The 14,761-nt window shown below is 58.6% G+C and carries 10 protein-coding genes; 8 read left to right on the top strand and 2 right to left on the bottom strand.

Annotated elements, in window-relative coordinates:
- The first annotated feature begins 257 nt into the window (after nt 1-257).
- Both AC2FJB_RS13245 and AC2FJB_RS13240 read left to right on the top strand, forming a co-directional pair.
- The gene (locus AC2FJB_RS13245; RefSeq protein WP_117872550.1) at nt 258-719 is read left to right on the top strand and encodes a hypothetical protein; all 462 of its coding nucleotides are present in this window, start codon (nt 258-260) and stop codon (nt 717-719) included.
- A 166-nt stretch (nt 720-885) separates the two neighbouring features.
- On the top strand, nt 886-2,688 hold the full coding sequence (locus AC2FJB_RS13240; RefSeq protein ID WP_496718741.1) for a hypothetical protein: 1,803 nt from the start codon (nt 886-888) through the stop codon (nt 2,686-2,688).
- A gap of 18 nt (nt 2,689-2,706) precedes the next feature.
- Here AC2FJB_RS13240 and AC2FJB_RS13235 read toward each other — a convergent pair whose 3' ends face one another.
- Nucleotides 2,707-3,831 (bottom strand): beta-ketoacyl-ACP synthase III, encoded by a 1,125-nt coding sequence (locus tag AC2FJB_RS13235; RefSeq protein ID WP_496718743.1) that lies wholly within the window; start codon nt 3,829-3,831, stop codon nt 2,707-2,709.
- Nucleotides 3,832-3,990: 159 nt separating this feature from the next.
- Here AC2FJB_RS13235 and AC2FJB_RS13230 point away from each other — a divergent pair, with 159 nt between their 5' ends.
- The 3 genes from AC2FJB_RS13230 to AC2FJB_RS13220 are packed head-to-tail and all read left to right on the top strand — an operon-like array spanning nt 3,991 to nt 8,545.
- Nucleotides 3,991-4,458, top strand: a complete 468-nt coding sequence (locus tag AC2FJB_RS13230; RefSeq protein ID WP_496718744.1) for a MarR family winged helix-turn-helix transcriptional regulator — start codon at nt 3,991-3,993, stop codon at nt 4,456-4,458.
- Nucleotides 4,455-5,492 carry an efflux RND transporter periplasmic adaptor subunit gene (locus tag AC2FJB_RS13225; RefSeq protein WP_496718746.1) on the top strand — a complete coding sequence of 346 codons (1,038 nt, stop codon included), beginning with the start codon at nt 4,455-4,457 and terminating at the stop codon, nt 5,490-5,492. Before AC2FJB_RS13230 ends, AC2FJB_RS13225 begins: the two co-directional genes overlap by 4 nt.
- An 11-nt stretch (nt 5,493-5,503) precedes the next feature.
- On the top strand, nt 5,504-8,545 hold the full coding sequence (locus AC2FJB_RS13220; protein ID WP_496718747.1) for an efflux RND transporter permease subunit: 3,042 nt from the start codon (nt 5,504-5,506) through the stop codon (nt 8,543-8,545).
- Between the two features lie 232 nt (nt 8,546-8,777).
- On the opposite strand, the gene carB is transcribed toward AC2FJB_RS13220, so the two are convergent.
- Nucleotides 8,778-12,122 (bottom strand): carbamoyl-phosphate synthase large subunit, encoded by a 3,345-nt coding sequence (carB, locus tag AC2FJB_RS13215; RefSeq protein ID WP_496718748.1) that lies wholly within the window; start codon nt 12,120-12,122, stop codon nt 8,778-8,780.
- 177 nt (nt 12,123-12,299) lie between these two features.
- On the opposite strand from carB, the gene AC2FJB_RS13210 reads away from it, so the two are divergent.
- From AC2FJB_RS13210 to AC2FJB_RS13200, 3 genes are read left to right on the top strand one after another with little or no spacing between them, the layout of a single operon-like run.
- On the top strand, nt 12,300-13,427 hold the full coding sequence (locus AC2FJB_RS13210) for an aminodeoxychorismate synthase component I (protein ID WP_496718821.1): 1,128 nt from the start codon (nt 12,300-12,302) through the stop codon (nt 13,425-13,427).
- On the top strand, nt 13,382-14,029 hold the full coding sequence (locus AC2FJB_RS13205; protein WP_496718749.1) for an aminotransferase class IV family protein: 648 nt from the start codon (nt 13,382-13,384) through the stop codon (nt 14,027-14,029). Before AC2FJB_RS13210 ends, AC2FJB_RS13205 begins: the two co-directional genes overlap by 46 nt.
- A complete protein-coding gene (locus tag AC2FJB_RS13200) occupies nt 14,026-14,697 on the top strand; it encodes a CPBP family intramembrane glutamic endopeptidase (protein ID WP_496718750.1) in 672 nt (223 codons plus the stop codon). Before AC2FJB_RS13205 ends, AC2FJB_RS13200 begins: the two co-directional genes overlap by 4 nt.
- Nucleotides 14,698-14,761: the final 64 nt, after the last annotated feature.

The following is a 14,761-nucleotide window of genomic DNA, read 5'->3' as shown; positions in this document are numbered from 1 at the left end:
AGGGGATGGAACCCCCACATCTGCAACAGCGACGCCGTCGGCCAACATGTGGCCAAAACGCAGCAAGGCGTAACAATATCACCCTGCAATTACTCATTACCGGCTTGAACTGCCGCCACTCACTCACAAAATCCCTCGCATATCTGAGGGATAGCCAATGTATGACATTTCAATTATGACTTTGTTATGGGAAATTTACCCACGCTTTCCCCCGATTGGACATTGGGCAGGCGTTTGCAGGTAACAAAGGTAAAACAATGGCAGATATCGGGGCCTATCTGAAAAAACACACAGAAGCGCTGGTTAAAGATGTTGGAATCGAAGCCGCGTGCGAAATTACAGGAAAATCCAAGGCCACTTTAGGACGGTACTATTCCGACAATGCTGAACACGAGGACAGGTTCATGCCTGTGGACGCGGTGGCCCGCCTTGAAAACGTGGCGACATTTCCGCATGTAACGTCGGCTTTGGCAGATCTGAAGAACATCACCTTGTCCTATTGCGACAGCAACACAGCCACACCCCGCACCGGTGGTGTTAATTCGGATGTCATAGCGCTCAGCCAGCGGTTTGCGATGTTGATGACCGAGTATCAGGCCGCAATCGAAGACGGAATCATCACGGTCAACGAAGCCAAGCGGCTACTGAAAGAAACCAGCTTGCTGCAACAGGTTCTGATCGAGATGAAACTGCATCTTGAAGAAGAAAGCGTCAGCTAGCCGGGATCCGGAGCCGTTGCGCCCATGACCGGCCACATTCCGCCTGTATGGCTTAGCTGTATTCACTCGTCAAAAGGCAGAAACGCTGACTGGGCCTTTTGCCTCAATTCAGTCACGTCTGTCCTGTAAGGTCCGTCGCGGGCAAGATCGTCAAGGGCGGAGGACCATGCAGAATTCGCAGGGAACATACAGTCTTTTCGCAGACCGGCTGGTTCTGAGATTTTTTGTATGCGCCTATGCGGCACTTCTGGTTCTTATGGCCCTGAGTGGTCATCAGGAAGGCTCTGACGACGTAATGCGCTGGGTGGTCGTGCAGGATCTGTTGCAGGGGCAGGGCTGGTTCGACAGCCAACAGTATCGGCTGGGCCCCGAGGGCGGCACGCTGATGCATTGGTCTCGACTGATCGACGCGCCGATTGCCTTGCTCTACAGAACATTCGGGTTGGTCTTGCCGCCTGATATGGCCCTTCAGGTGACGGCTTTTGTCTGGCCCTCACTTTTGGCGGGTCTGACCTTGTGGGCCTTTGCCGTGACGGGAAGCGTTTTGGGCGCGCGGGAAGGTGCTGTTTCGGCGCTGGTTGTGGGTGTGTTGGCGCTCGAACACTCCCGGAAGTTCGACTATTTTTCGTTTGATCACCACAATGCTCAGATTCTTCTGTTCGCCACGGCCCTGATGCTGTTCGCATTGCGCAGGGACAAACCATATGCCGGATGGTTGCTGGGTGCCTGCCTGGCGCTTTCGGTATCGATAGGCACCGAATCGATATTGCAGATCGCGCTTGTCGCAATATTCTTTGCCGTTGATTGGATCATCAATGGTGAACCGGCCCGCCGCCCGACCATGGCATTTGGTGTAGGGCTGACCGTGACGCTTGTGCTGATCAGCCTTGCAACTACAGGACAAAAGGCCTTTCTGTTCCCAAGCTGTGACGCCCTGACACTCAGTGTGGCGTTACCGGCAAGCGTCGCCGCGATGGGACTTTGCGCTGCAGCCCGGGTCGGGTCTGCTTGGCCGCTTTGGGGCCGCATCAGTGCGTTCCTTGCGGTTGGTGCGGTGACCTTGGCCTGCGCTTACAGCTTTGCCCCGCATTGCCTCAGCAACCCGATCGAAGCCCTGCCTCAGGACATGCGGGACTACTGGCTGAGCCAGGTGGCAGAAGCGCAGAAAATCAGTGTCATATTGGAGCTGCACAGGGGCGAAGTTCTGGCCCTGATCGCAATGTCGTTCGTCACCATGGCAGCCGCCCTGATCTTTGCAGTCAGGTCGCCTTTCAGATTGGAATACGCCCTGTTTCTGGCCCTGATCGTGACCGGCCTGGTGGTGTTCCTCTATCAGTCCAGAATGATGACGTTCCTGGGTGTTTCGCTGGTGGCTGTCCAGGCGCAGATCCTGCGTGTCCTTTACACCCGCTATGCGAGCAGTCGCCGCGCGGTATGTGGGCTTGCGATGGTTGCTTTTGTTCTCTGCATCTCACCGAAAATCGGTGCAACTATCGAGGAACAACTGGGGCGTTTTGCCGGGCCGTCTCTTGCCGCACCGGCGCTGCCGGCCCGACAGTCACGGCAAAACTCCGGGGCATCCTGCAAAACGCCCGAAGCCTATGCGGCCCTGCGTGATCTTCCAGCCGGGAGAGTTCTTGTTGATTTCGACTTTGCCGCAAACGTTCTGCGCCGTACCGACCATTCTGTTCTGGCGGGCAATTACCATCGGAATCAGGCTGGAATTCTGGCGCAGATCGAACTGTTCCGCTCGGACGCCTCTCAGATCGGATCACGTCTGACTGAGCTGGATGTGGATTACGTCATGCTCTGCACGTCCGCGCCGCGTGCCGAATTCTGGTTCTGGGCCTCACAGGGTCGTGGTTTGCAATTGCACTTGGTTGCAGGTGAAATCCCTGACTACCTAATGCGGGTACAAACTACGGAAGATGCGGCGTTCCAGGTCTTCAAAGTGACTGCGCTACGCTAGGCCGGACAAAACCTGCCATCAAGCGTGGCGTTTCACGATCACCGACCCAACGGAATACCCAGCTCCAAAGGAACATATCAGGCCAAGATCCCCTTCCTGCAAGTCGTCGGAATACTTCGAAAACGCGATGATCGACCCCGCAGATGACGTGTTGGCATAATCCTGAAGGATGTTTGGTTGCTCGCCCGCCTCGGGTTCGCGGCCCAGAACCTTCTTGCCGATGAAGTCGTTCATCGTCTTGTTGGCCTGATGCAGCCACAGGCGTTTCAGGTCGGTGTTTCTGATCCCTTCGGCATTCATATGGTCGCTGATATGCTTGCTGACCATCGGCAGTACTTCCTTGAACACTTTCCGACCGTTTTGCATGAACTGCATGTCACGCCGGTCGGCCAGCCCGTCAGGGAGTGAGCGGCGCAGAAAGCCGTTGTTGTTACGAATATTGTTGGAAAACACCGTGGCGCAACGCGTCGACAAGATCTCGAAATGCGGCCCCTTGGCGTCTTCGATCCGTTCGATCAGCGTCGCTGTTGCCACATCGCCAAAGATGAAATGACAATCCCGGTCGCGCCACTCCAGATGGCCCGAGCAGATTTCGGGGTTCACCACCAACGCCGCACGCACCGATCCCGACCGCACCATATCCGCCGCAGCCTGAATGCCGAACGTGGCCGACGAACAGGCGACGTTCATGTCAAAGCCGAATCCGTCGATTCCCAGTTCCTGCTGAATTTCGATCGCAATTGCCGGATAGGCGCGCTCGTGGTTCGAGGCCGCGCAGATCACCAGATCAACATCCGCCGCGGTGCGCCCCGCCTGTGCCAGCGCCTTGTTGCAGGCGTCCACCGCCATCTCGGTCATGATGCCGGGTTCGTCATCGCTGCGCTGCCGCAGAGACGGGTGCATCACGTCCGGGTCGAGCACACCGCTCTTGTCCATCACGTAACGGTTCTCGATCCCTGATGCCTTGACGATGAACTCTTCAGATGAATGCTGCATCGGCTCCATCTGCCCGGCGGCGATGGCTTCGGCATTCTTCGCGTTCTGCTTGTCGGCATAAGCGTTGAATGCCTCGACAAGCTCGGCATTGGTGATGACGTTCTGAGGCGTGAAGACACCGGTACCGGTGATGGCGGGGGTATACATGGCGGGCCCTGAATGTTTCGGATTTGCCCAAAATGCAGTCATGGTGTGATTTGATCAAGGCATGTTGACCTAAGGGAATGCGCGCAGCGCGGCAGTTTCATATCTTGAATAGTTCAGAAACTGAAGTATATGACCCCTCCAAGCGCGCGGAGATCCCCCATGCCCGACGATATCAGTTCCAGACTTGGCCGCCTCAGCCCCGAGATTCAGGCGATCATGGGGGTGTATGCCCTGTACTGGAAACTGGAAGAGACATTTGACTGCATCGAGACCGACCTGAGCCACCCCGAATGCCACATGCTGATCAAGCTGGATCAGCCGAAACGCATGGGGGTCCTGGCTGCTGACATGCTGAGCGTACCGTCCACAATCACCGCAACCGCGGATTCCCTGGAAAAAGCAGGCTATCTGACGCGCGAGCATGACCCCGAAGACCGCCGCGCCTGGTTGCTGGTGCTGACCGAGCAGGGTGAAGAGGTCCGCAACATGCTGGTGGCCGAGGCCGGAGACCTGTTTCACAGGGCCTCGGGTCTGAACGTAGAAGAAACAGCCGAATTCGCGCGGCTGGCGCGCAAAATCCGTGACAACGTTTTGAAAACGGGAATTCCCGAGGGACTGAAGAAATGAAACTCCTGACCTCTCTGGGCCTTGCACTGGCCGTTCTGGCAACTCCGATTGCCGCTCAAGATACTCCGAAACCGGTAAAGCTGATGCAGGTGAGCGAAACGGCGCCCGGCTTCACCCGACAGTTTTTCGGCCGTGTTGCGGCGCGGCAGACGGTCGATCTTGCCTTTCAGGTCGCTGGTCAGATCGTCGAGATGCCGGTCAACGAAGGGTTTGTCATCGCCAAAGGCGGCCTGATTGCGCGACTGGATCAGGAACCATTCGAACTGCGGCTTGAGCGGGCGCAGCTTCAAAAGGAACAGGCCGACCGAACCGTAGCGCGCCTGTCGCGTTTGCGTGGCACCACGGCCAGTCAGGTGGCGGTCGATGACGCAGAGACCGAAGCGCAACTGGCCGCGATCGCTCTGCGCGACGCGGAATACGAGCTGGAACACGCAACACTGACCGCGCCATTTGACGCGCTGGTCTCCAGCCGCGCGGTCGAGGCTTTCACCACCGTATCGGCAGGCACGCCCATAGTCCGCATTCACGACATGTCCGAATTGCGCATCGAGGTCGACGTTCCCGAGATCCTGTTTCAACGCTCAGGCCAGAATGACGACATCACCATCACTGCCAAGTTCCCGGTAAGTGATGAAGTCTTCCCGTTGGAAATTCGTGAATTCGACGCTGAAACCTCCAGCGTCGGGCAGACCTTCCGCATCCAGTTCGGCCTGACCCCGCCCGAGGGGCTGCAAATTCTTCCCGGCTCGTCCGTCACCGTCAACGTAAAGGTTCAGGATGAACGCACAGGCATTGTTGTGCCAGCGACGGCCGTTGTTGCTGATGCAACAGGCGAGCTGAGCGTCATGGTGTTCTCGCCGGTTGGTGCGGATGAAGGCACGGTCCGCCGCGTTCCGGTGACGATTGAGCCCACGCAGACGGGCGATGTTCGGGTTTTGACGGGTTTGTCCGACGATGACGAAGTTGTTGTGGCTGGCGGCGCCGTGCTGACAGACGGTCAGCCCGTGCGCCGGTTCACCGGCTTCGCGAACTGAGGGGCTGACAGATGAACATCGCGCGCGCCTCGATTGATCGACCGCTTTACACATGGCTGATTATCCTCATCGCTCTGTTTGGGGGCATCTGGGGGTTCACGTCGCTTGGTCGCTTGGAAGACCCGGCTTTCACCATCAAGAACGCCGTCATCGCCACGCAGTATCCAGGTGCGACGGCGGAACAGGTGGCGCTGGAAGTGTCCGAGCCCTTGGAATCCGCGATCCAGCAAATGGGCGAGGTGGATGTCATCACCTCGGTCAACCAACCCGGACAATCGTTGATCGAGGTAGAGATCAAGTCGACTTACGACGGCACCGAACTGCCCGATATCTGGACCCGCCTGCGGGCCAAGGTGCGTGATGCCGCCCGCGGGCTTCCGTCGGGTGTCAGCCAACCTTACGTGAATGACGGGTTCGGTGATGTATTCGGCCTGTTCTATGCGGTGACCGCCGAAGGGTTCTCGGACGCCGAAAAGCATGAATTGGCAACGTTTCTGCGACGGGAATTGCTGACCGTGGACGGCGTCGCCGATGTCGAGGTTCAGGGCCTGCCGGACGAGGCGATTTTTGTCGAACCCGACCTTGCGATTTCGGTGAACCAGAACGTCCCGCTTCAAGCAATCAACGAAGCTATCGCCAATGCGGACTCGGTGAATTCCTCGGGGTCCTTACGCTCTGAAAACGACCGCACCACCATTCTGACCGCCGAAGGCTCGGACAGTGTCTCGGCCATTGCGGGCCTGTCCGTCGGCTCGCAAGGGCAGGTGATCAACCTGTTCGACATGTCCGATGTCTATCGCGCGCGTCAGAACGATCCGGACATCGTGATCCGGTATAACGGTACCGAAGCGTTCACCCTCGGCATCGCTGGTCTGGCCACGGAAAACATCGTCGAGGTCGGCAAACGGGCCGACGCCAAATTTGCTGAGCTGGAGACGAACATCCCCTTCGGGGTCGATATTCTGCCGATCTACCAGCAACATGTGGTGGTCGAGCAGGCCTCGAACGACTTCCTTGTCAATCTGGCCATGTCAGTGACGATTGTGGTCGCCGTGCTGGGTATCTTCATGGGGTGGCGCGCGGCCATCGTCGTCGGCTCGACATTGCTGCTGACAGTGGTCGGCACGCTTCTGTTCATGTCGCTGTTTTCAATCGAGATGGAGCGGATTTCGCTGGGTGCACTGATCATCGCCATGGGGATGCTTGTAGACAATGCCATCGTCGTGGCCGAGGGGATGCAGATCGCGATGCTGCGCGGAAAAAATTCGCGCGATGCGGCGGAGGATGTGGCGGCAAAAACCCAGATCCCCCTTCTGGGGGCCACCGTGATCGGCATCATGGCCTTTGCCGGGATCGGGCTCAGCCCGGATGCGACGGGTGAATTTCTGTTTTCTCTGTTTGCGGTGATTGGTATCTCATTGCTGCTCAGCTGGATACTTGCCATCACTGTGACGCCCTTGCTTGGCCACTATTTCTTCAAGCAAGGCAAGGAAGGTGAGATCGACGCTTACGGAGGCATCCTGTTCCGCACCTATGGTGCGATCCTGCGCTTTGCGCTGCGCTTCCGCTGGCTGGTTGTTGCCGGGCTCGTTGGAGTAACGGTGGTGTGTTACGCCGGGTTTGGGCTGATGAAACAGCAGTTCTTCCCCAATTCGAACACGCCTTTGTTCTTTGTGCATTACAAGCTGCCACAGGGCACACCGATTGCACGTACGGCGCAGGATATGGCGGTGTTCGAAGACTGGCTGGCCCAACGCGAAGATGTGGTTTCGGTCACGACATTCGTCGGTCAGGGGGCAACCCGGTTCATGCTGACCTATTCGGCGGAAAAACCGAACCCGAGCTATGGCCACATGATCATCCGCACGGAAAGCCTGGATGACATCCCGGCATTGCAGGCGGACCTGGAAGCGTTCGGGTCGGTCCAGTTCCCGGAAGGAGAGTTCGGAACCAAGCGTCTGGTCTTTGGCCCCGGTGGCGGCGATCCGATTCAGGCCCGGTTCTCGGGCAGCGATCCGGTGGTTCTGCGTCAGCTTGCTGACGAGGCCGTGCAGCGCATGGCGGCGGCGTCACCCAACGCGCTGCTCGTTCATCATGACTGGCGCGAACAGGAACTGGCGGTGCAACCGATCTATGCCACAGAACGGGCGCAGACCGCGGGTGTCACGCGCGAGGATATCGCGGCCACTCTACAATTCTCGACCGACGGCATCACCGGCGGCGTGTTCCGGGAACGGGATCGTCTGATCCCGATCATCCTGCGCCGTCCGGCTGATGGGGATTACTCGATTGTCGATCAGGTGGTCTATTCGGACCAGTCCGAGAAATTTGTCCCAATCGAACAGATGGTCGATGGATTCGAATACAAATCCCTGAATACTCTGGTTCACCGTCGCGATCGTGTTCTGACCATCACTGTTGGTGCGGACATCCCGCCTGACCTGACGGCGGCACAGGTTCACGCCGAAGTAAAGGACGCCATCGAAGCCATCGAGCTGCCTCCCGGGTATAAGATGGAGTGGGGTGGAGAGTTCGAGAACTCGCGCGATGCGCAGGAAAGTCTGGGTAAGCAATTGCCGCTGAGCCTGCTGATAATGGTGTTGATCTCGGTTCTGCTGTTCAATGCAATCCGTCAGCCGATCATCATCTGGCTGCTGGTTCCGATGTCGGTAAACGGAGTGGTGATTGGCCTGTTGGGAACAGGTTTGCCCTTCACCTTTACGGCCCTTCTGGGTCTGCTCAGCCTGTCGGGAATGTTGATCAAGAACGGTATCGTTCTGGTCGAAGAGATCGACCTTGTTCGCGCCACGGGTAAACCCCTGCGCGAGTCCATCGTCGAAGCCTCCGTCTCACGTTTGCGTCCTGTTATGCTGGCGGCCATCACGACCATTCTGGGTATGGCGCCTTTGCTGACGGACGCGTTCTTTGTCTCGATGGCGGTGACGATCATGGGCGGGCTGGCTTTTGCGACCGTCCTGACAATGGTTGCCGCGCCGGTGTTCTACCTGCTCTTCTTTGCGCGGGATGAAAAACGCGAGGCACAGGCAGTCTGAAAACGGTCTGTGACCGGGTCCGGGCTTGATCGGACGGACCCGGTTGGATCAGATCAATGGGACAAACGGCACATCACATGCAGCCAGAACTGTATGTAACGTGAGAACCAGAAATATGCGCATTGATCCACTTTCCTTGTGCCCTAATTAGATGCGCGCCCGTTGAGATCAAGTCAACGGGCGCGCATCTGTACGTTCATGAATGAGCCAATTGTGGCTCAGGCCAAGCAAGTTAACCCTGAAGGGATTTCACCTCGACATCCCCTTCAGCCTGCGCCTTGATTGCCAGAGCGGCAGCATGGCTTGCGGCCGCAGTGGTGTAATACGGGATCTTGTCATAGAGCGCGATGGACCGGATGGCCTTGCTGTCCTCTACCGCCTGTGCGCCTTCGGTGGTGTTCATCAGCAGTTGAACCTGACCGTCTTTCAGCATGTCGACCACGTCCGGGCGACCCTCATAGACCTTGTTGACCACATCGCATGGCACACCCTGTTCCGCCAGCCAGCTTTGCGTGCCGCGGGTGGCGACCAGCGTGAAGCCTTGTTCGACCAGAACCTGTGCGGCCTCAAGCATCGCCGCGCCCTTGTCGGCATCCTTGATCGAAATAAAGGCCCGGCCCGAGGTCGGCAGGACCATGCCCGCGCCCATCTGCGCCTTGAGGAAGGCGCGCGGGAAATCGCGGTCCCAGCCCATGACCTCGCCGGTCGAGCGCATTTCCGGACCCAGGATCGTGTCGACGCCCGGGAAACGGGCGAAGGGTAGAACCGCCTCTTTCACCGAGAACCACGGCATATCAGGGTCGGCCAGCGTCATCTGATCGGCGATCTTGGTGTCGTCCACGGTCTTGTATGGCGGGCGCTGCGGGAAACTCGTCAGCTTTTCGCCTGCCATGACGCGCGCGGCGATGGACGCAATCGCACTGTCGGTGGCCTTTGCCACGAACGGCACGGTGCGCGAGGCGCGCGGGTTCACCTCGATCAGGTAGATCTCGTCATCCTTGATCGCGAACTGGACATTCATCAGGCCGACAACGTTCAGCGCCTTGGCCAGCTTGAACGTCTGATCCTTGATCTGCCCGATGATCTCTTTCGACAGTGAATAGGGCGGCAGCGAACAGGCCGAGTCGCCCGAGTGAACGCCGGCTTCTTCGATATGCTGCATGATGCCCGCGACGTGCACATCGGTGCCATCGCACAGGGCATCGACATCCAGTTCCACGGCGCCAGACAGATAGCTGTCCAGCAGAACCGGGCTGTCGCCCGAGACCACCACGGCTTCGTTGATGTAGCGTCTCAACTGATCCATATCGCGCACGATTTCCATCGCACGACCGCCCAGTACGTAAGAGGGGCGGATGACCAGTGGGAAGCCGATCTCTTCGGCAATCTCCAGCGCTTGTTCGTCGGTCGAGGCGATACCATTTTTTGGCTGTTTCAGGCCCAGTTCATTGACCAGCGCCTGGAACCGCTCGCGGTCTTCGGCCAGGTCGATGGCATCCGGAGTGGTGCCCAGGATCGGAATACCTTCGGCTTCCAGTGCGTTGGCTAGTTTCAGGGGGGTTTGACCACCGTACTGAACGATCACACCGTGCAGTGTTCCGTTTTCCTGTTCCTTGGTCAGGATTTCCATGACGTGTTCGAAAGTCAGCGGTTCAAAATACAAACGATCCGAGGTGTCGTAGTCGGTCGACACGGTCTCGGGGTTGCAGTTGATCATGATGGTTTCATAGCCTGCTTCGGTCAGCGCAAAACAGGCGTGGCAGCAGCAATAGTCGAACTCGATGCCTTGACCGATCCGGTTTGGGCCACCGCCAAGGATGACGACTTTCTTACGGTCAGACGGACGAGCCTCGCATTCTACGTCACCCATCATGGGGGCTTCGTAGGTCGAGTACATATAGGGCGTCTGCGCCTCGAACTCGGCGGCGCAGGTGTCGATGCGTTTGAACACGGCTGTAACGCCCAGATTGCGGCGCGCCCGGCGGATGTTGTCTTCGTCGCGGCCCGTCAGGTTGCCCAGACGCGCATCGGTGAAGCCCAGCATTTTCAGCTTTCGGATGCCGCCCTCGGTGACGGGCAGACCGTCTTTACGGACCTGACGTTCTGCCTCGATAATCTCGCGGATGCGGGCCAGGAACCACGGGTCGAACTTGGTGACACCGAATATCTCATCATCGGTCAGGCCATGACGCATCGCTTGCGCGATGGTGCGCAGACGGTCAGGCGTTTGCTGGCTGATCGCCTTGATCACGGCGGCCTTGTCGTCGGCTTCGTCCCACAGGCCCACGTTCAAGCCGGGGATTTCGATCTCATCAAAGCCGGTCAGGTCCGATTCCATCGACGCCAGAGCTTTCTGCATCGATTCGTGGATCGTGCGGCCGATGGACATCGCCTCACCCACCGACTTCATAGCGGTGGTCAGGTAGGGTTCCGAGCCGGGGAATTTCTCGAACGCGAATTTCGGAATCTTGGTGACAACATAATCGATGGTCGGCTCGAACGAGGCGGGCGTGACCTTGGTGATATCGTTGTCCAGCTCGTCCAGCGTGTAGCCAACGGCCAGCTTGGCTGCGATCTTGGCAATCGGGAAACCGGTCGCTTTCGAGGCCAATGCAGAAGACCGGGACACGCGCGGGTTCATCTCGATCACGACCATGCGGCCGTCTTCGGGGTTGATGGCCCATTGCACGTTCGAACCACCGGTTTCGACGCCGATCTCGCGCAGAACGGCAATCGAGCCGTTGCGCATGATCTGGTATTCCTTGTCGGTCAGCGTCAGGGCAGGGGCCACGGTGATCGAGTCACCTGTGTGCACGCCCATCGGATCGACGTTTTCGATTGAGCAGACGATGATGGCGTTGTCGGCAGTGTCGCGCACCACCTCCATCTCGTATTCCTTCCAGCCCAGCAGGCTTTCATCGACAAGGATCTGGTTTACCGGCGAGGCATCCATGCCAGAGCGGCAGAAATGGATGTAATCCTCACGGTTGTAGGCCACGCCACCGCCGGTCCCGCCCAGCGTAAAGGCCGGACGGATGATGGCGGGCAGGCCGATTTCATCCAGCTCATCCAGCGCCATCTGCACACCGGCGTCCAGATCGGTGGTTCCGTCTTCGCGCCTGGGGGCGGTCACGATGGTCGCCTTGGGGTTTTCCAGACCCAGTCGATCCATCGCCTCGCGGAACAGCTTGCGGTCCTCGGCCATTTCGATGGCCTCGCGCTTGGCGCCGATCATCTCTACGCCGAATTTCTCCAGCACGCCCATCTCTTCCAGTGCCAGCGAGGTGTTCAGGCCGGTCTGCCCGCCCATGGTAGGCAACAGGGCGTCGGGGCGTTCTTTCTCGATGATCTTGGCGACAACCTCGGGCGTGATCGGCTCGATATAAGTGGCATCTGCCAGGCCGGGGTCGGTCATGATCGTCGCCGGGTTTGAGTTCACCAGAATAACCCGGTAGCCTTCTTCGCGCAGGGCCTTGCAGGCCTGAGCGCCGGAATAGTCGAATTCGCAGGCCTGACCGATAACAATGGGGCCCGCCCCAATGATCATGATCGACTGGATGTCGGTTCTTCTCGGCATGGCCTTGTTCCTTCGATTGTCCGCGAGTCAGGGCACCGCCCCAGCGCCCAAATTGTCCTGCGTTATAGGGACCGCGCAAAAAGGTGCAAGAGGTATCGGAAACAGGGGCGAAATTGCCGCTTTCCCCTCTTTCACTTGGCAGAGTATTCTCTATACGGCCCCTCACGGCAAATGAGGATGCAAGTGCGTATTCGTTTCGATCAGGGACCGGCCGGGCGAGGAACCCGGTTTCAGCGTCCGTCTCAGGTGATCCGCGCGGATGTGGCGGAGGACGTGCCCCAGGCTCTGGCGGCGCTGGATGAGGCGCGCGCAGACGGTGCCTGGCTGGCAGGGTATGCCAGTTACGAGCTGGGCTATGCGCTCGAGCCCCGGCTCAACGGTCTTTTGCCGGAAGAACGCCGTCTGCCTTTGGTGTGCTTTGGGGTTTACGATGCACCGGATCGGGTCGCCCTTCCGTCGCCTGCGGGTGACGTGGGCGCATTCCGGCCCCGCTGGGATGAAGCGCGTTACAGCAAGGCGTATCAGACCGTGCATGACGCCATCGGTGCTGGTGACATCTATCAGGCCAACCTGACCTTTCCGATTGATCTGACCGTCTCGGGCAACAGCGAAACGCTCTATGCCGCGCTGGCGGCGGGGCAGCCAGTGGGCCACGGAGCACTGGTGCAACAGGATGGGCTGCCTGATCTGCTCAGCCGCTCGCCGGAGTTGTTTTTCCGCACCGATGAGGGTGGACGGATCGAAACCCGGCCGATGAAGGGCACGCAACCGCGCAGTGAAGACCCGGATGAGGATGCGCGCCGCCGGGCTTTTCTGACCACGGACGAAAAGAATCGGGCCGAGAATCTGATGATTGTTGACCTGCTGCGAAACGACATCAGCCGTGTCGCGCTGCCCGGATCCGTTCATGTGCCCGAGCTGTTCCGGGTGGAAACCTATGCTACCGTTCATCAGATGGTCTCGCTGGTCCGGGCGCAGCTGCACAAATGCGTTGGGCTGGGTGAGATACTGACTGCGCTGTTCCCCTGCGGGTCGATCACAGGTGCACCCAAGATCCGCGCAATGGAAATTCTGGTGGAACTGGAGCCATGGGCGCGCGACATCTATTGCGGGACGATTGGCTGGGCCGCACCTGATGGTCGGTCCGAGTTCAACGTGGCCATCCGCACCTTGATGCTTGAAGATGATCAGGCCACTCTGAACGTAGGCGGCGGTGTCGTTTGGGACAGCACCGCCCCATCAGAGTATGAGGAGGCGTTATGGAAAGCCCGCTTCGCCCGCCAGCTGAACCTGATTTCAGCCTGATTGAAACACTGGCCTTCCGCCCGGATCAGGGCTTTGTCAGGCTGGACCGCCATCTTGCACGGATGGCCCGTACTGCGCGGGTGTTCGAGATTCCTTTCAATCCGGATGAAGCGACCGCCCGGCTGAATAGCGCGGCTTGTGACTCCCCGCTGCGTTGCCGCCTTACGCTGGATGTGACGGGCTCGTTCGATCTGTCGACCGGCGAACTGGTGGGCAATTCCAGAATCTGGAGCGTCGCTGTGTCAGATCAGCGTCTGGCTTCGAATGACCTGTGGTTGCGTCACAAGACCACGCGCCGTGCGCTCTATGATTCTGCGCGCGCTGCACTGCCAGAGGGGGTGGATGAGCTGTTGTTTCTGAATGAACTGGATGAGCTGTGTGAAGGCACCATCACGAATTTGTTTTTGAAAATGCCTGATAGCCGGGTTCTGACACCCGCTCTGTCCAGCGGGCTTTTGCCGGGGATACTGCGGGAAGAACTGCTGGATAATGAAACGGTCACCGAAGCCGTTCTGACCTTGACCGACCTGAAAAGCGCCCAAACTGTATACATGGGCAATTCATTGCGCGGACTGATCGAGGTGGAGCTTATAGACAGGTGACAAAAAACAGCACGATGGTCGGACCGCCGGTAGCATTGCGCCGGCTGCGGCTGGAATTCGGCATGTTCTATATCGGCTTCCCGTTGCTGATCGCTGTTCTCTTTCCACCGAACTGGATGTTTCCGGCCCTGTTTGCACTGACCGGGCTAGGGATCGTTCTTCTGCACCGGACGCCCGGATTTCAATGGGCTGAGCTTCGTTACGGCTGGGCCAGCTGGACCCTGCGCGAGATTGCTCTGTTCTCTGCCATCGTGACCGTCTTTTGCGTAGGACTGATACAGATCACACGCCCGGATGCCGCGTTCTTCCTGCTTATGCACCGCCCCGAAATGCTGGCCCTCATCTGGGTCGGCTACCCACTTTTGTCAGCGCTGCCACAGGAGCTGCTGTTCCGCCCTTTGTTCTTTCGCCGCTATCACGCGATCCTGCCAGAAGGGCGCGCGGCCTATCTGCTGAACGCGGCCATATTCTCGTTCGCACACCTGATGTACTGGAGTTGGATCGTCGCCCTGATGACACTTGTCGGCGGGCTACTGTTCACCTGGGCCTACCGGCAGCGCGGGTCATTCTTCTATGCGGTACTGCTGCACGCGATTGCAGGCAATATCATCTTTGCGGTGGGGCTGGGTGTCTATTTCTACTCAGGCAATGTGCAAAGGCCGTTTTGAAAGGGCGACCCGCCTTGACTTTCCGGGTCTGACAGGGTGTATCGGCGCGACGAATTCTGCGCCC

The sequence above is a fragment of the Ruegeria sp. CDSC085 genome (genome assembly GCF_059610465.1).
This window is presented reverse-complemented; position numbering and strand designations above follow the sequence as displayed.